This is a genomic window from Streptomyces griseoflavus, from assembly GCF_014649995.1.
Lineage (GTDB): Bacteria > Actinomycetota > Actinomycetes > Streptomycetales > Streptomycetaceae > Streptomyces > Streptomyces griseoflavus.
Genome location: NZ_BMUC01000001.1, coordinates 435,839 through 453,956, shown reverse-complemented (window position 1 = coordinate 453,956; position 18,118 = coordinate 435,839). Strand labels below are relative to the sequence as shown.

8 protein-coding genes are annotated in these 18,118 nt (G+C 70.1%); all 8 read right to left on the bottom strand.

Translation table 11 applies throughout. From position 1 onward, the window contains the following. Positions 1 to 14 precede the first annotated feature (14 nt). Complete coding sequence (locus IE172_RS01925; protein ID WP_190095981.1) at positions 15 to 2,090, bottom strand: CDP-glycerol glycerophosphotransferase family protein; 2,076 nt, start codon at positions 2,088 to 2,090, stop codon at positions 15 to 17. 178 nt (positions 2,091 to 2,268) lie between these two features. Beyond that, entirely contained in the window at positions 2,269 to 3,765 is a 1,497-nt protein-coding gene (locus tag IE172_RS01920) for a bifunctional cytidylyltransferase/SDR family oxidoreductase (RefSeq protein ID WP_190095263.1), read from the bottom strand. A gap of 735 nt (positions 3,766 to 4,500) precedes the next feature. Further along, a complete protein-coding gene (obgE, locus tag IE172_RS01915) occupies positions 4,501 to 5,946 on the bottom strand; it encodes a GTPase ObgE (RefSeq protein WP_190095262.1) in 1,446 nt (481 codons plus the stop codon). A 106-nt stretch (positions 5,947 to 6,052) separates the two neighbouring features. Next, a complete protein-coding gene (rpmA, locus tag IE172_RS01910) occupies positions 6,053 to 6,307 on the bottom strand; it encodes a 50S ribosomal protein L27 (RefSeq protein ID WP_055632588.1) in 255 nt (84 codons plus the stop codon). A gap of 14 nt (positions 6,308 to 6,321) precedes the next feature. Next, on the bottom strand, positions 6,322 to 6,642 hold the full coding sequence (rplU, locus tag IE172_RS01905; RefSeq protein ID WP_004931419.1) for a 50S ribosomal protein L21: 321 nt from the start codon (positions 6,640 to 6,642) through the stop codon (positions 6,322 to 6,324). 277 nt (positions 6,643 to 6,919) lie between these two features. After that, positions 6,920 to 7,303: a hypothetical protein gene (locus IE172_RS01900; RefSeq protein WP_190095261.1), complete on the bottom strand. Its 384-nt coding sequence runs from the start codon at positions 7,301 to 7,303 to the stop codon at positions 6,920 to 6,922. 1 nt (position 7,304) lies between these two features. Next, on the bottom strand, positions 7,305 to 14,246 hold the full coding sequence (locus tag IE172_RS01895; protein ID WP_190095260.1) for an RHS repeat-associated core domain-containing protein: 6,942 nt from the start codon (positions 14,244 to 14,246) through the stop codon (positions 7,305 to 7,307). A gap of 128 nt (positions 14,247 to 14,374) precedes the next feature. After that, complete coding sequence (locus IE172_RS01890; protein WP_190095259.1) at positions 14,375 to 18,046, bottom strand: LamG domain-containing protein; 3,672 nt, start codon at positions 18,044 to 18,046, stop codon at positions 14,375 to 14,377. Positions 18,047 to 18,118: the final 72 nt, after the last annotated feature.

The window sequence follows — 18,118 nt, the reverse complement described above, 5'->3', positions numbered from 1 at the left end:
GGCCGCGGGGCCGGTCAGCGGGCCTCGACGCCCTCCGGCTCGCTCTCCATCGCCGTCCGGGGGGCGGGCACCACGTCCACCGGTTCCACTTCGGGACCGCCGGCCGTGATCCGGTTCGCCTGGCCGAGGTTGCGCGCCTCGGCCTTCAGGGCGAGCTGCGCGACGGCGGCGTTGAACCGGTCGATGGACGTCGGCTCGTCCGGGCCGAGCAGGTAGCGCTTGAGCTGCTCACGTTCCCCGGCCAGCGGGTCGGCGGCCGTGTCGCGGACGGCCTCGAGGAGCCCGCCGAGCTGCGCCGCGTCGTTGGACAGGATCACCGCGGCCCGCACCGCCGTGTTCTGCCGCCGGAACTCCTCCGCGCCGAGTTCCGCGGAGTCGGTGACGGCGTACGGCTTGCCGCTGGCGATGAAGTCGGACACCACGCTGGAGATGTCCGAGACCATCGCGTCGGAGATGTTGAAGCAGTCGTACAGGCGCGGCTCGGCGCCGGTGATGACGCGGTGCTCCCACTCGGGGAAGGAGGCCCAGTAGGCGGCGTTCCACTCGGCGCGCAGCCGGGCGGTCTCCTCGTGCCGGGCGATGTCGACCAGCCCGTCGCGGGTGGCCTCGGCCTCGTCGCCCTTGTCGACGGCGCCGGTCAGCCGGTCGAGGCGGGCCTCGATGCGGGCCAGCTCGGCCTTGGCGCGCGACTGGGCGGCGGTGTCGGCGGTGTGGCGCGTGTCGGCCGCGCGGGCGGCGGCGGCCTTCTTGACCAGCGCGGTGATCCGCTGGTGGGCGGCCTTCGCCTTCGGGCTGCGGGTGCCGGTGAAGGGGTGCGGCTTGTACAGGACGCGCACCGCCGGGTCGGCCTCGACCAGCTTCTTCACGATGTTCTCGCCGGCCAGCAGGAGCGAGGTGTTGCCGGGGTTGTCGTCCCAGCCCTCCCAGGTGGGCGCGTACAGGATCGTCGGCATGCGGTCGCCGGGGACGTCCTGCCGGGGCCGGATCGGGGCCAGCTGCGGGCGGCCGACCTCGACGATGTCGTCGTCGCGGATGCCGACGTCGGCGATGGCGTAGCGGTCGCGGCCCGCGCGGCCGGCCGTCCACACCTCGTCGTAGACCTTGCTGAACGGGTTGACGCTGGCGAGCTTGTCGCTGTCGCCGTGGCCGATGAAGACGTGCTTCATGGTGGGCACGCGCAGCAGGTGGATGTTCTTGCCGACGTTCGCCGGGTAGAGCGCCACCCGCACGGTGGACAGGTCCATGTTCATCAGGTGCACCCCTCCGGGCACGCAGACGACGGGGACCGTGGTGGGCGCCAGCTTCTCCAGGATGACGTTCTCGCGCAGGATGACCAGCGGCCGGGTGTCCAGCTGCGCCATGGTCTCCAGCCACATGTTGACCTGGTAGGCGGAGTCCTTGGAGCCGGAGAAGTAGAGCACGGTCTCCGGCCGGTAGTCGCGCAGCCAGCCGTCCAGGGCGCCGAGCACCTTCTTGGCGTTCGGCGGGACCCGGCGGCCGCGCAGGTAGGGCAGCAGGGCGAGGACGTACAGGACGGCGGCGCCCACGGTGATGCCGATGCCGGTGTAGCCGATGGCGGCCGACTCCAGGGAGGCGCCGACGAGGATGCCGGCGACGGCCGCGAGGTCGAGGTGGAGCATCTTCTCGGCGGCCCGGTCCATCAGCGCGCGCGGCGGGGCGTTCGGGATGCGGAGGCGGGAGACCAGGTCGACGTTGCGGGTGGCGACCGGCAGACGGCGGCGGTTGCGGATCAGGGTGGTGACCGCCCCGTGGCAGACCTGCAGCCCGTAGAACGCGACGAAGCAGGCGATCGCCCCGTAGTAGATCAGGTTGTCCGCGAGGGCGAGGCGGGCCAGCAGCAGGATCAGCAGGAGCTGCCGGATCAGGAAGCGGATCGACAGGCCCGCCCGCACCTTGCTGAGGCGGTTGACCAGGTAGCTGCCCTTGCGGTGCAGATAGTGGTCCGCCAGGTACGTCACGGCGGCCGCGGCCGCGAAGGCGGGGATGCTCGGGACGAGCGCGGCCAGCATGAGGCCGGCGTAGCCCAACGTCATGAGGACCGCCGCGGCCAGTTCGGCCGCGCTGCCCACCCGGGCGACGCGTATAGCGGTGGATATCACGGAGAAACCTGCTCTGGGAGGGGAGTGCCGGTTTTTGTGTCTGCGTATGGCGTGGCTACGGATTCAGGCCCCCGCGAAGCCCCGTTTCTGCATTGTTAACGGGAGACCGCAGAGGCCTGAATTTCCGGAGTCTAATTGGCTTTGATTATTACACGCCGTCCTGTCGGTCCAGTACGGAGGCCAGCGCGCCCTCGAATCCGGAGGCCCGCGCGGCGTCCGCCGTCGGGTCCTGCTGCCGCACGTCGATGACGTGGCCGGTCAGCTCCGACAGCAGCACGTCCAGCGAGGTACGGGCGACGGCCTCGGAGGAGAGCAGGCTGCCCGCGGGCTCCTGGCCGAACGCCTTGGTGCGCATCGGCGTGGCGGTGCGCTCCGGGTTGATGCAGTTGACGCGGACGCCGTCGCCGGCCCACTCGTCGGACAGCGCCTGGGTGAGGTTCACCATGGCGGCCTTGGTCGAGGAGTAGAGGCTGTACTCGGCGCGTCCCCGGGTGTAGCTGCTGGAGGTGTACAGCAGCAACTGGCCCTTGGTCTCGGCGAGGTACTTGTAGGCGGAGCGCGCGATCTGCACGGGGGCCAGGTAGTTGACCTTCAGCGCCTCCTCGATGGTGGCGTTGTCGGTCTCGGCCAGCTTGCCTATGCGCAGGACGCCCGCGGTGTTGACGACGTAGTCGATGCGGCCCGTCTCGGCGTACGCCTTGGACAGCGCGTCGTCGACCTCCTCCGGGTTCTCCACGTGGGTGCCGGTGGTGGAGCGGCCGAGCGCGAAGACGGTGGCGCCGTAGGACTCGGCGAGCTGGGCGATGTCCTGGCCGATGCCGTAGGAACCGCCGAAGACCACCACGGTCCTGCCGGTGAGCAACTGGCGGTAGGCCTCCTCGCCGTTCTGCTCGGGGGCGGCGGTGGAGCCGAGCTGGAAGAGCTTGTCGGCGATGAAGACGTCGACGGGCTGGGTGACCTTCATGTTGTACTCGTCACCGGCCACGACGTGGATCGGCACGTCCGGCAGGTACTTGAGCACCACGGAACAGTCGTCCGTCGCCTGGAAGTTGGGGTCGCCGGCGGCGACCTCGTAGGCGTGGCGGATGGTGGACAGCTTGAAGGCCTGCGGGGTCTGGCCGCGGCGCAGCCGGGAGCGGTCCGGGATCTCGGTGATGAACTCGCCGTCCTCGCCGTGGGTGCGCGTGACGATGATGGTGTCCGCGGACGGGATGGCGACGTCGACGGCCTGGTAGCGCTCCAGCGCGGTCACGCAGTCGTCGATGACGCGCTGCGACAGCAGGGGGCGTACGGCGTCGTGGAAGAGGACGTTGCGGTCCTCGCCCTCGGCCAGGCCCTCGCCGAGCGCCGCGATGGCCCGCTCGGTGGTCTCGTTCCGCGTCGCGCCGCCCTCGATGACCCGGGTCACCTTGGTGAAGCCCGCCTTGGCGACGATCTTCTCCACGTCGGGCACGTATCCCGGGGCCATCAGCACGATGATGTCGTCGATCGAGCCGGCCTTCTCGAAGGTGGCCAGGGTGTGCTCGATGACTGCCTTGCCGGCGATCTTCAGCAGCTGCTTGGGAATCGACAGACCCACCCGCTGGCCGGTGCCACCGGCCAGGATCACTGCGGTGGTACGGGGCTTGGCTATGTGCTGGGACACAGGTGACCTACCTTGGGGCGACAGGGAACTTCGAAATGGTCCCACTTGTGGTTACCGCAGTGCAAGGTGAGAGCCCCCCGCCGCCTATGTGCACGCAACCTGTCATTCACCTAGGACTCCTGGCACTTCGTGAGGGTTCCCTGAACGTGCCGTGAATTGTTGTGAGTAACTGCACAGGAGTTATGCCATTGCCGTGCGTGACGGATGGGACACGCCCGGCGCGGGCCACGCCTCTTCGGGCAGCGGTGACCGAGGACCTTCGCGCGTTCCTTCGACGATGTCCGGTGAACGGTACGCCCTTTGCCCGTGTGCGTCGCACGCGGGTGCGACCGGCGCGCCGGGCAGGGCTCGCGCAGCGGCCCCGGGCGGGGCGGTCAGGGGCGCGGGCGGACGGCGCCGGGGGCGCGGACGGGCACGTCGACGACCGGTCGGGGCCGCGTCCCGGCCGGTGCGGGGCTGACGCGATGCCGATGGCGATGCCCGCCGGCGTGGTCCGGCGCCGATGCCGGGGTGCGCGGATCTTCACGCCCCCACGGGCGGGACTGCACGAATTCTTTGCACATTCGATCGCGCCGTATCACCCGATCTTCGAGCGGCTCTTGTACGGGTATACGGGCGCTCATTGCCGTGGAAATTCCTTGTTGAGATTCCGCGGCATTCCCGTTTCATGAGAGGAGCCCGGCACCCTCGTGGGTGCCGGGCTCCCCCGGTCGGGCCGCCGGACGGCCGGAACGGCTAGAACGGCTCGAAGTCGTCGTACTCCCGCTGGACGTCGTCCCGTTCGGCCTGGCGGTCGCGGCGGCGCTGGGCGGCCGGACGCGGGGCCTCGAAGCGGTGGTCCTCACCGCGGCGGCCGAGCATCTCCGCGCCGGCCGTCGCGGTCGGCTCCCAGTCGAAGACGACCGCGTTGTCCTCGGGACCGATGGCGACGCCGTCGCCGGTCCGGGCGCCTGCCTTCATCAGCTGGTCCTCGACACCGAGGCGGTTGAGCCGGTCGGCGAGGTAGCCGACGGCCTCGTCGTTGTTGAAGTCGGTCTGGCGGACCCAGCGTTCGGGCTTCTCGCCGCGCACGCGGAAGAGCGGCTCCCCGCCGATCTCCTCGCGGGTGACGGTGAAGCCCGCGTCGTCCACGGCCTTGGGCCGGATGACGATGCGCGTCGCCTCCTCCTTCGGCTTGGCGGCCCGCGCCTGGGCGACGAGGTCGGCGAGCGCGTACGACAGTTCCTTCAGCCCCATGTGCGCGACGGCCGACACCTCGAAGACGCGGTAGCCGCGCGCCTCCAGGTCGGGCCGCACCATCTCGGCGAGGTCCTTGCCGTCGGGCACGTCGATCTTGTTCAGGACGACCATGCGGGGGCGGTTGTCGAGCCCGCCGTACTGCCGCAGCTCCTCCTCGATAATGTCGAGGTCGGAGAGGGGATCGCGGTCGGACTCCAGGGTGGCGGTGTCCAGCACGTGCACGAGCACGCTGCACCGCTCGACGTGGCGCAGGAACTCCAGCCCCAGGCCCTTGCCCTGGCTGGCGCCCGGGATCAGCCCCGGCACGTCGGCGATGGTGTAGACGGTCGACCCGGCGGTGACGACGCCGAGGTTCGGGACGAGGGTGGTGAAGGGGTAGTCGGCGATCTTCGGCTTGGCTGCGGAGAGCACGGAGATCAGCGACGACTTGCCGGCGCTGGGGTAGCCGACGAGGGCCACGTCCGCGACGGTCTTCAGCTCCAGGACGACGTCCCTCAGGTCCCCCGGCTCGCCGAGCAGCGCGAACCCGGGCGCCTTGCGGCGCGCGGAGGCGAGGGCGGCGTTGCCGAGCCCGCCGCGTCCGCCCTGGGCGGCGACGAAGGAGGTGCCGTGGCCGACGAGGTCGGCGAGCACGTTGCCCGCCTTGTCGAGGACGACGGTGCCGTCCGGCACGGGCAGGACCAGGTCCTGGCCGTCCTTGCCGCTGCGGTTGCCGCCCTCACCGGGCTTGCCGTTGGTGGCCTTGCGGTGCGGGGAGTGGTGGTAGTCGAGGAGGGTCGTCACGGACTGGTCGACGGTGAGGATGACGTCGCCGCCGCGTCCGCCGTTCCCGCCGTCGGGTCCACCGAGCGGCTTGAACTTCTCACGGTGGACGGAGGCACAGCCGTGGCCTCCGTTACCCGCGGCGACGTGCAGCTCGACGCGGTCCACGAAGGTGGTCATGGTGGGGTGCCTCCAGAGACGTATGAGCGGTTCTTTGTCTTAACACGCGAAAGGCGGACCCGCCTTCCCGACCGGGAAGTGAGGTCCGCCTCGCGAAAGCTTCCGATCAGGCGACCGGAACGATGTTCACGACCTTGCGGCCACGGTGGGTGCCGAACTGCACCGCACCGGCGGCCAGGGCGAACAGCGTGTCGTCGCCGCCGCGGCCGACGCCGGCGCCCGGGTGGAAGTGGGTGCCGCGCTGGCGGACCAGGATCTCGCCCGCGTTCACGACCTGACCGCCGAAGCGCTTCACGCCGAGGCGCTGAGCGTTGGAGTCACGACCGTTACGGGTGGACGATGCGCCCTTCTTGTGTGCCATCTCTCCTCAGTCCCTTACTTCGCAGCCGCGGGGATCTCAGTGACCTTGATCGCCGTGTACTGCTGGCGGTGGCCCTGACGACGGCGGTAGCCGGTCTTGTTCTTGTAGCGCAGAATGTCGATCTTCTGGCCCTTGTGGTGGTCCACGACCTCGGCCTGGACCTTGATGCCGGCCAGGACCCACGGGTCGCTGGTCACGGCGTCGCCGTCGACGACGAGCAGGGTCGAGAGCTCGACCGTGTCGCCCACCTTGGCGGTGGAAATCTTGTCAACCTCAACGATGTCGCCGACAGCAACCTTGTGCTGGCGACCACCGCTGCGCACGATGGCGTACACGCGGATCTCACTCTCACTCGAAGAACGGCACCCCCGCAGGCCAGCCACCCGGCAATGAACACGGACGACCTCTCCCGGCCACCGAGGCACCCGGAAGGAAGAGGTTTACGGGGATGTGGCGGCCCCTGTGGACACGCCGACGGTCAAGGTTACGGGGCCCGGCTTGAGGGGTCAAACCGGGCTCGCGCGGCAACCGATCCCGAGCACCGCGGCGGCCCCACCGGGAACAGATCCGGTGGGGCCGCCGGGCACTGTGGGGCTTCACCTGCCCGCGGCCCTAAATGGACTCGCCGACGGGGTCGTCCTCGGGCGAGACGATGTCGACCCCGATACACCCGATCACTTTGAGCGGGTGCGGATCGAGATAGAGCCGGAAGTAGCGTCCCGCGCGCTGTCGGTCGTCCACGTAGGCCACTCGCAGGCCCTGCTCGCCCCGTTCGGCAAGACTCGCGAGGCATTCCTCGGCCCCCACAACGGGTTTGCCACGCCGCTGCAGGGTTCTCAGCCTCCGCTGGAGGATCCCGCGCAGCGTCGATGCCGGAACGTGGCGGGACCACACCTCTGCGTCCGCTCCTGCCCGCAGTGCGTTCTTGGCCTGGACGCCGGCTTCGGAGTCCAGTTCGAACACGGCAAGCAGGTCACTTGCGCGCACTTCGCTCATCTCATCGCCTCTTCACGCGTTCCCACGTCTCCCCCAGGTCGAAGCTGATCTCGTCGGCTTGGATCTCCCCCACGATGAGATGTTCGTCTTCGAATTGCGACATGTCCCACGGGCTGTCATGGACCTGGATATTCCTGGACGGCCCGATGGCGGGATCGACAGTTGCCACCTTGATGCGCAGCATCACACCTTCCCCCACCCATTTCTCCCCGAGGTTCTGGGCGAAGTCAGCGGAGATCTCGGGGTCGTCCGACCACGACGTGAAGATGCTGTCCGTGGCGTCCCCACCCACATGTTCCTTGATGTTGGTGTGGGTTCCGCGCGGCACCGCACGGCCTTCGGCAGCGGTGTCGTAACTGTGGTGCCCCTTTGCGACACCTCGATACAGATACCCATCGGTGTTCAGATCGCAGTTGTGCACCAGGAGCGGCGTGGCCCCCGCCAGCACATAGTAGGCGTGGATGCCCTCGACCGTCAGGTCGTGCGTACGCTGGCGCTTTTCGAAGTGGCGATTGGCCTCGACCTCGACCGATTCACCCGACGGCGTGTGCAGTGTCATGCCGGGCTCGAGGTCGCCGGCCTTGATCCAGGCCCGTTCCGACTCCACCCAGAAGGGGTGGGTGGTCGTGGCGACCAAGGCCTCGGACTTGCCCGAGGCGGTCTTCACCGTGAGGTCGGAGAAGTGCTTGTCGTCCTCGGTGACGATGGTGCCCGCGACCTCGCGGACCGTCTTCTCACCGGTCTTGGTGTCGGTGGTGACGACCTTGTCGCCCAGCTTCACCTCTTCGATCGGCTTGGTCTTGCCGTTGGCCAGCAGGACCTTGGTGCCGGGCAGGAAGCTGTGGCACTCGGGCTTTTTCCTCTTGAGTGCGGCTGCCGCCTTCTTCCTGGCGTCCGCCAGTTTGTCCTTGGCCTTGGACAGCGCGGCCTGAGCCTTGCCGAGGGCCTTGTTCGCCTTGTAGAGGGCCTTCGTTCCGCCGATCAGGTCCCCGACGAGCCCGGTCACACGCTTGGCGAGCTTGGCGGCCTTGGCCCAGTTCCACGGCGTTCCGTACTTGGCGAGGATCTTGCCCGCCAGGCCGCCCGCGAAGCTGCCGGCGATGTTGAGCAGGGTCTCGCCGCAGGCACCGACGTCGCCCGTGGAAATGCAGTCCAGGGCCGCGTCGACGCCGAGGATGTCGCGGACGATCTTGACGAGGGCCTTGCCCGCCGTCTTGATGCGCTGCTTGGCCTGCGCCTGCTGCGTCTTCGCCGCTGCCACGTTCTGGGCTGCTCCGTCGGCCTCCGCCTGGGCCTCGGCGACCTTTCCGCGATCGTGGTACGTGCTGCCGCCGCAGACGCCGTTGGGGGAGCGCTTGGTGGCGCAGGGCTCCAGGCCGTCGGGGTCAGAGAGGGTGACGGGGGAGTTGTCGGCGTAGGCGTAGCCGTTGATCTGCTGCGGCCGCGTGTAGTCGATGATCGGGTCGACCGAGATGAACTTGCCGAGGTGTGGGTCGTACTCGCGGGCTCCGAGGTGCGTGAGCCCTGTCTGTGCGTCGATCGTGCCGCCGACGAAGCCCTTCTCCCCCGGCCAGGAGCCGGTCTTCTCGCCGCGCTGGACGCCGTAGGGGTCGAAGCGGCGCTGGGAGATCGCGCCGGTGATCGCGTCGACGGCCACATCGCCCGTGCCGTGGTGGTCCGAGGCGACGAAGGACAGCTTGCCGTCGGTGCGGACGGCGACCGACTGGCCGGCGTACGAGTAGTGGCGGGTGGCCGACGTCTTGGTTCCGTCGGCCGACAGCTTCAGCTCGGTGCCGGGGAGGTAGACGGTCGTCCCCGAGGAGTCCTTGCGCAGGATCCGGCTGCCGGAGCCGTCGTACAGGTAGCTGGTCTTCGAGCCGTTCGCCTCGGTGACCTCCCGCACCTTCCCGGTGTCCGTCCAGGCCAGGGTCTGGGCGTCGCCGCCGAGGGTGCGCTTGGTGGTGTTGCCCGCGTCGTCGTACTCGTACGTCGACTGCCGGTCCCCGGTCGGGGTCTTCTCCACCACCTTCGTCACCTGGTGCGGGCCGTCGCCCTGGGCGCCCGCGCCGCCGTACTCGTAGCTGCGGGTGATGTTCTTCGAGGCGTCGAGCCCGGTGTCGTGCTGCGTCTCCGAGAGGCGGTTGCCGATGGCGTCGGTCTCGTAGGACTTCCAGTACGGGGCCGGACCGCCCAACGCGCTGGTGCCGGGTGCGGCGTCACAGGCCGCCGGGCCGCTGCCGTCCACCGGGGTGGTGGAGCCGCGCGTGCCCATGCCGGCCGCGGTCGCCTCGGTGGCCTTCGGGGTCCAGGCCTCCTTCAGCCGCTGCCGGGTGTCGTAGGCGAAGCACTGCATGTCCGGCGAAGCGGTGTTGGCGGTGTCCGCGATCGACAGGACGTTGCCGGCCTGGTCGTAGGAGTAGCGCGAGTCCTTCGCCGGGGCGGTCGCGCCGTAGACGTCGACCACCGCGCGGGTGAGCCGGTCGGTTCCCTTCTCGTAGTTGAAGGTCTGCCAGACCTTCTTGCCGCTGCCGGTGGACAGCTCCAGCTGCTGCACCAGGCTCTTGCCGGAGTAGACGGTGTCGGTGACGTACGAGGTGGTGCCCGTCATCGACTTCGGACGCTGAAGGGCGTCGTAGGTGTAGGTCAGCACCTCCTCCGGCAGGTCGCCGATGGCGGGCAGGCCCGTGCTCTGGACCGTTCCGTCACGGTTGTAGGTGCTGGTGAAAACGTAGGTCCCGGCGAGGTCGCCCTGGGAGGCCGGCACCTGGTGGGCCGTCTTCAGCGGGCGGTAGAAGTCGTCCAACGACTGGACGGCCGTGGCGAAGTACTCCGTCGGCGAGACGTAGCTGAGGGTGCCGTAGGGCAGGCCCAGCCAGCCCGCCTTGTCGTACCGGTTCTCGCTCAGCTTGGTCCCGGTGTTCGGATCGCCCTGCCAGGTCGTCACCACGCGGCCGAGCGCGTCGTAGACGGTGGAGGTCTTCTTGCCCCTGCCGTCGTAGGCCGCGACCGGACGGTCGAGGCCGTCGTACTCCGTGCGCGAGGTGCCCGCGTCGGGGTCGACCGACTTGGTCTTGCGGCCCAGCTGGTCGTACTCGTACCGCCACACGTTGCCCTGGGCGTCGGTGACCGTCTCCAGCAGACCGGCCGTGGTGTACGTGTACTTCGTCGAGTCGTACGGCACGCCCACGCCGGGTGAGGAGCCCCGGTGGTGACGGATCTCCGTGGTGTTGCCCTGGCCGTCGGTGACCGTCGTGACGGGCAACGCGCCGACGGGCGGATCGACGTGGGTCAGCTCACCGTCGTACGTGGTGGTGGTGCGCCACTGTTCGGCACCGCTGACCGCGGAGATCGCGGCGGTGGTCCGGCCCAGCCCGTCGTAGTGCGTGTAGGTCTGCGCGCCGACCTCGCTGTCGCGGACCGAGAGCAGCTCACTGGAGGCCGCGCCCGCCGCGTTGTACGTCGCGTTGGTCTTCTTGATGTTGCCGGTGCCGTCGTAGAACGTGTCGGCGACCATGCGGGTCCCGTCCGGGCCCTCGGTCTGGATCTGGCGGGGCCGGAGCAGGGCGTCGTAGAGCTGGTACTCGGCGCCGTAGGACCCGTCGTTCTCGATCTTCTCGGTCTTGATCGAGGTGACCTTGTCCTTGCGGACGCTGTACGAGTACTTGATGCTCGGCGTCTGCTTCTTCTCGCGGTCCGCCAGCCACACGGAGGTCAGACGGCCCAGCGCGTCGTACGCGAGGTCGGTGCGCTTGCCGTTGGGGTCGGTCTGCCCCTCCGACATGCCCCAGGCGGGGGCGTAGTCGGTGGTGGTGTTGTGGCCGAGGGCGTTGGTGACGATCGTCTTCGTCAGCAGGCCGTTGGTCTCGGTGTACTTGGTCTTCGTCTCGTTCTGTCCGGCGTCCTTCTGGGACAGCGGACGGCCGAAGGCGTCGTAGGTCGTGGTGCCGGTGACCTGGTACGTCGCGGTGGTGCCGTTGTGCGACGTCATCCGCTCGGTCCTGGTCGCGTCACCCTTGACCGGCGCCGCGCCGAAGGCTCCGTTGTCGTAGGAGGTGCGCTCGTCGGCGAGGACCTGCGTCCTGCGGTCGGGGGTGGTGGAGCACTTCACCGACACCTGCTCGCTGCGTGCGGGCAGCGACAGGATGTTCTTCGCCGCGTTGTCCGCGTAGGTGGTGCGGGTGCAGGTGTCGTCCTTGGCGGTGGAGACGTCGCCCTGGTCGTCGACCTGCGTCACCCGGCCGGTGCGGTTGCCGGTCTCGTAGGTGGTCGTGGACTTCGTCTCGCGCCAGGTCCCGTCGGACAGCAGGTTGAAGCCCCGGCCGGTCTGGGTGCGCACGATCGACGCGCGGGTGGTGCCCCAGCTCTTGGTCTGGGTGGCGGTGTAGTGCTTCCAGGGGGTGCTGATCGTCTTGGAGATCAGCTTGCCGCCGTCGTAGGTGGCCGCCTCCAGCTCGTGGCCGGTGAACTCCTCGGAGTCGGTGTGCTCCGCTCCGGTGGAGTCCTTGACCTTCACCGACCGGGTTCCGCCGGCCGGGTCCTTGTCGCCGTCCATGCCCTGGAGGAACGTGTGGTCGACCCGCGTGGTCTGCTGGTCGGAGGTACCGCTGGTGACCTTGACCTTGCCGTAGCCCTGCCAGCCGCCCCAGGTGAGGTATTTCTCGTCGGTGATGCCGTCCGGCTTCGCCTTGCGCCAGGCGGCGTCGCCCTGGTAGGCGTAGCGCGTGACCATGCCGTCGCTGCCGCCGGTGCGGTCGGTCTCGATGACCGCGGCGACGACGTACTTGTGGAACCAGTCGGTGATCGGCTCGATGGAGCCGGGCGGAGCCCACTTCACCGGGTAGCAGCGCCTGGTCGACTCGCCGGGCTTGGGCAGGGTCGCCTTGGTGCAGTCGGCGGGCGCGTAGTTGACGTCGAGCTGGGCGCCCGTCTCGCTGATCACGGCGGAGAGCCGGTAGCGGTGGAAGGGCGCGATGTTGTCGCCGATCGCGTCGACGCGGTTGGGGAGCTGCTCTCCGAAGAGGTCGACGGAGGGCAGCTTCACGGCGGTGCCGGCCCGGCCCTCGTGGTCGATCTTCGACAGCCAGAGGGTCTTGGAGTCGTCACCGTTGTCGGTGAACAGGTGCTCGAAGGTCCAGGCGTCCACGTCCTGGTAGCCCGTGGAGTCCTTGCGCATCTGCGTGACGATCGACGTCAGGCGCTTGGTGGTGAAGAACGTCTGCACCGGCGAGGTGCACTTCGTGCTCGCCTTGCACTCCTGGTCGACCGGTACGTCCGGCCAGCGGGCGGCGTTGGCCTTGGTGCGCTTGCTCTCCGCGCAGTCGAAGGCGTCGGTGGGCAGGCAGCGTTCGGCCGTGTCGAACACGATCCGGGCCGGGGCCTTCGCCGCGTAGACCTTGCCGTCCTGCTGGCCGTAGTCGACGCGCTTGAGCCAGCCGCCGCGGTGGTAGGCGGTGCCGTTGACGTCCGTCTTGCCGTTGAGCGCGTAGTGGTTGGTCTCGCGCTCGTAGAAGTAGGACATCACGTTGCCGTGGGTGTCCTTGACGTAGTCCAGGCTCCAGCGCCAGGCCTGCGTGCAGTGGGCGGAGGAGAAGGTGGCGTTGTAGCAGGGTTCGCCGGAGTCGTCGCCGAAGACGGGGGCCGTCCAGACGGAGGCGGTCTCCTCGTTGCCCGTGGCCCAGCCCGGAAGGCGGTTCTTCCCGAAGTAGTACTCGGTGCCCTCGGGCGTGGTGATGCGCCAGTGCTCGCCGTCGTTGTCACCGTTGGTCGCGCCGGTCAGCCGCTCGACCTTGGTGCCGTCGTCGGACGACATGTGCCACTCGCCGGTGGTGTCGTCCTTGACCAGCTCGCCGGACATGCCGTTGAGCATGATGGTGGCGTTGTCGTACGCCCAGCACTGCTCTCCGGAGCCGCTGTGGCCGTCGTCGGAGCAGGGCTTGTAGCGGCGCTCGATGTAGCCCGGGTCGTAGGAGAAGCCCTCACCGATCCAGGAGCCCTGGTTGTTGGTGGCCGCCGTGCGCCCGTCCGCCGACTGGGAGGAGTAGCCGAGGCCCACGGTGGGGGTGAGGCCACCGGGGGTCGGGACCGTGCGCAGCGGATAGTTCCAGCTGAAGCCGCCGGAGGAGGCGGAGACGGTCCATTCGGCCGACGGCGCCAGCGCCGTCGCCTTGTACGTGCCCTGCGCGCCCGACGGTCCCGCCGCGACGGCGACCAGGGAGGCCGCGTCGGCGGCCATGGTGGAGGCGCCCTCCGCCGGGGCGGGGGCGGCGGTGACGTCGGCGGAGACCGTGCCGGCCTTCACGTCGTTGACCGTGGGCAGCACGGTGGGCTGCTCGGGGCATTCCTTGCTGCCCGGTGCGGCGACGGTGGCGCAGGCGGGGAGCCGGACCAGCCGGAGGCGGGAGGCGTAGGAGCCGCCGAAGCCCTCGGCGAAGTCCGAGTAGTCCACGGTCAGGCGGACCTTCGCGGGCGCCTCGCCGTCGCCGTCGGCGCGTGCGACGCCCAGCAGGACGCCCGCGCCGAGCCGCGCGGCGCGCGCGGGATCGAGGACGTCGACGCGGACGCTCTCGGCGGTCCGTGCCGTCTTCGCACCGGCGGCGGCCTTCGCCTTCCCCTTGGCGGCCCCGGCCGGGGCGCTCGCCTCGCCGACCGTGACCGGCAGCCCGCCGATCTCGGTGGGGCCGGCCGCGCCGACGGTCAGCTCGGCGCCGCCCTCGCGGGGCCACGCCGCCTTGTCGAGGCCCTTGACCGCGGCCGCGCGGGCCGGGTCGGAGGGGCGGGGCTTCGTCTTGGCCGAGGTTCCCTTGGCGGGATCCCCGTCGTCCTGAACCCCGGGGCGGCTGGTGCGGCCCCGGTTCCCGTCGTCGAGCACCACTGCCTCGACCGAGGACGCGGACAGCGCGAGCGAGAGCCCGAGCACTGTCGCGACGACCGTCGGTCTGGGCATGCGGCGGCTCAGTGAGCGGCCACGGAAGAACATCCGTCAACTTCCTGATCGTAGGGGGTGGAGAAGAGCAGGCCGGACGGGTGTGCCGGGCCCTGGTGGGCCCGGCACACCTCATGTGCGACGGCTCGTCACATGCCGGGGAGGGCCGTCAGCGCGGCCATCTGCTGCACCGCGACCTGGTCGGCCGCGCCGCCGTACACCCGCACCTCGTCGATCGCGCCGGCGAAGTACTCGCCCGCCCCGCGCAGCGAACGGCCCACCTGGAGGCCGCCGGTGGCGGCCCAGAGGGTGGTGTCGTCGCCGTGGGCGCCGCCGACGAGCTGGCCGTCGACGTACAGCCGGATCGTGTTGGCGAAGGCGTCGTAGACGACCGCGAGGTGCTGGCCGGAGCCGCCGGTGTCGGGCAGCGCCTGGTCGTCGGTGAAGGTGACGACCTCGGGCGCGGCCGTGTCGGTGCGGGCCACCGCCAGCTCCCACTGCTGCGTCGCGGCCTGGTAGCGGACCTGGACGCGGTTGGCGTGGGCGCCCGGCAGGGACAGCACCGTCTGTGACTTCTCCGGGTCCAGCGAGGTGAGCTGGGCGCGGGCGGACACGGTGAAGCTGCCGGTGCCGGTGACCGGGGCGGTGGCGGTGGACGCGTAGTCGCCGTCGCCGTCCAGGACGAGGTTGCCGTCACCGACCAGGGCGGCGATGTCGAACAGCGGGTCGGCCGGACGGTAGACGGAGGCGTTGCCCGCGAGGGTCAGCGGCTGCCCGCCGCCGGTCTCCGCGGACGCCCCGCCGGTCGCCTCGTCGAGCTGCCAGTAGCCCTTGCGTTCGGGCTTGACCGTCATCAGCTCGGCGACCTGGGCGGCCGGCAGGACGCGGTCGAAGACGCGGACCTCGGCGAGGTCACCGGTGAAGTGGTCCCGGTAGCCGCTCTTGGCCGTGGTCCGGCCGATCTGCAGCGGACCGTAGGACTTCCAGGTGGAGCGGCGCTGGGCGGCCCACTTCGACTCCTTGTTGATGTAGAGCCGCAGTTCCGGACCGCCGGGCTTCTGGGCGTCGTACACGCCGGTCAGCAGCACCCACTGGTCCTTGAGGACCGAGGTGCCGGCGGCGACGGCCTTCCACTCGCCCAGCGAGTCCACGTCGTTGACCGGGACGGCGAACTTCCATGCCTTGGCGGTCGCGTCGTAGCCGAGGGTGAAGCCGGGTTCCCCGGTGCCGTCCTGGCTGACGACGGCCATGTCCCGGTCGAGCGCGGTGGGCCGCACCCAGGCGCTGACGCTGAAGCTCCTGGCGGTGTCCAGCACGGTCTCGCTGACGTCGAGGTAGGCGTCGGCCGTGCCGTCGAAGTGGGCGGCCTTGTCGACCGTGCCGCCGGGGCCGTCCACGCCGAAGCCGACGGCGGGGCCGGCGGTCGCCGAGAACTGGCCGCTCTCGTCGTGGGCCTCGGTGCCGTCGGACGGGTCGGCGAGGTTCCACTGGGCGACGACGGGGCTGCCCTCGCTCACCAGGAAGTCGTACAGGGTGCTGCTGGCGTGGCCCGCCTTGTCGACGGCGATGACCTCCAGCACCTGGCGTCCGGAGCGGGTCGGCATCCAGTCCTTGGAGACCGGGCCGCCGGCCTTGTCCGGGGTCAGCGTGGCGAGCGCGGCACCGTTGAAGCTGTACTGGTACTTGACGACGTCGGTGTCCGGGATGGCGTCGTTCGGGTTGGGCGAGAAGGTGAAGGTGCCGTAGGTGCCCACGCCGTCGTGGTAGACGGTGTCGGACGGGTACTGCTTGGACAGCACCAGCGGCTTGCCCGGCCAGGTCTTGTCGTAGACGAACTCGCAGCGCTGGGCCGGGTCTCCGGCCGAGCTCCACGGGCCGTAGCCGTCACCGTCGGTCGCCCGGGCGCTCCAGTAGATGACGGTGTTCTGCGGGATCGTCGACGTGACGGTGTGCTCGAACTTGGTGGCGGTGGTCGGCGAGAGCCATTCCTTGGTCAGGTACGAGTAGGTCTTCGCCTCCTTGGTGACGGGGTCGGTCCAGTCCACCTTGAACTCGACCTTCACCTTGTCGGTCTTGCCGTTGCCGTGGTCGGGGTCGCTGGCGATGGCCTTCAGTTTCGGCGGCTTGTCGACGGTCGGACGGCCCGCGCCCCACTTGCACAGACCGCCCGGGTCCGTGGACATGTCCGACGTCTTGATCTGCCGGGGCAGGTTGTTGTACTTGATCGACAGGAAGGCGTTGCCGCAGATCCGCTTCCACTCGGCGAAGCGGGACTCGTCGGCGGCGCGCAGGCCCAGCGTCATCGAGTTCCAGCCGTCCGTGGCCGCGGTCCTGATCTCGCTGGTCAGCTCGCCGCTCTCGCCGGCCTCGAAGTTCAGGTTGGGCTGGCTGGAGCAGGAGGTCGGGGAGATCGCCTTGTCGACGGTGCCGATGTGGTCGGCCCAGTCGTCCTTGGTGTTGGACCAGTCGCTGGACGAGGTGATCGTGCGGTTCTTGCCGCCGATCCGGTAGAGCCGGATGGGCTCCGCGGTCGGCTTCGCGCTGTAGATGTGCTCCACCCGGGCGGAGAAGGTGGCGCCCTTGATCTGCTTCCCCTTGTAGAAGGAGAGCGGCATGGTGAACAGCACGCGGCGGGTGCCGACGCCGTTGCAGGAGACGGGGTTGTAGTCGGTGGGGCACTTGCCCACGCCGGCGCTGCCGGAGTACTTCCAGTCCTGCTCCGAGGGCATGCCGGACATCACGCCGGTCCAGGCGGAGCGGGACGTGGTCCGCGCGATGGGGTCGATGACGACGGGGAAGACGGTGTCCTCACCCCGCAGGAGCTTCTGGTCGGGGACGAGGCTGAGCCGTCCCTCGGCGACCTCGACGTCCAGCGGGGCGACGCGCCCGCCGCCGCCGGGACCTTCGAGCGCCGGCTCGGGCGCCGCCTGCGGACCGGGGGTGGCCGTGGCGGCCGCCTCCTCCCCGGCTCCGGCCGCCGCGTCCCCGGCTCCGGCCGCCGCCGCCTTCAGTGCCTTCGCCACGGCCCGCGGACCCTGCTGCGCGGCGGTCGCCTCCCGTACGGCGGCCGAGTCCCACATGGCCGGCTTGCCGGCCTGGAAGACGGTGCCGCCGACGGCGGAGTCCTCGGCGACGATCGCGCCGGTGGCGTCCTCCGCGACCTTCAGGCCGTCGGCCCGCAGGCCCAGGTCGAGCCGGGCGAGGCGCGGGTCGGCCGCCGCCTCGGGCGTCTTGACGACGAGCAGGTGGCCGAAGCCGTCGGTCTCGGCCCGCACGGCCAGGTCGACGCCGGGCAGCACCTCGGCGTAGGTGGCGGTGTCACCGTCGACGCGCGGCTCGGGCAGCTTCCCGTACGGCCAGGAGAGGGCGAACTCGCGGCCCGCCTTCCGCATCGTCACGAACGGCCGGCCCGCCTGGCCGGCGGAGAAGGTGAGGTCGACGGTGGCGGCCTTCGGACCCCAGGTGCCGTCGGCCCGCTGCACCAGCTTCGGATCGACCCTGACCCACGTGCCGTCCTGGACGGTGCGCACGGGCTCGGTGTACTCCCGGGCGGTGAAGCTTCCGTCGGGCTCGGCGAAGATCTCCCGGCGCTCGCCGCGCAGCCCGACGACCTCGGTCTGCCTGCCGGTCTTCCGGGCCGCTGTGAGCGCCTGCTGCTCGGTCACCACGGGCTGGTCGGCCGCGACCGGCGTCCGGCGCTCCGGGTCACCGCCGCCCGGCAGGGTCACCGCTCCCGCCACCACCGCCCCGGCGACGACGGCCGCCACGGCGGCCCGCAGCGCGAGGGCGCGCCGTACCGGTCTGTGTCTGTCCGCGGACACGCGTCCACTCTCCCGTTCGTTCATGTCTGTCCCACCCCCGCGGCCGCCGACCGCGTCGTTTCCTGAAGATGT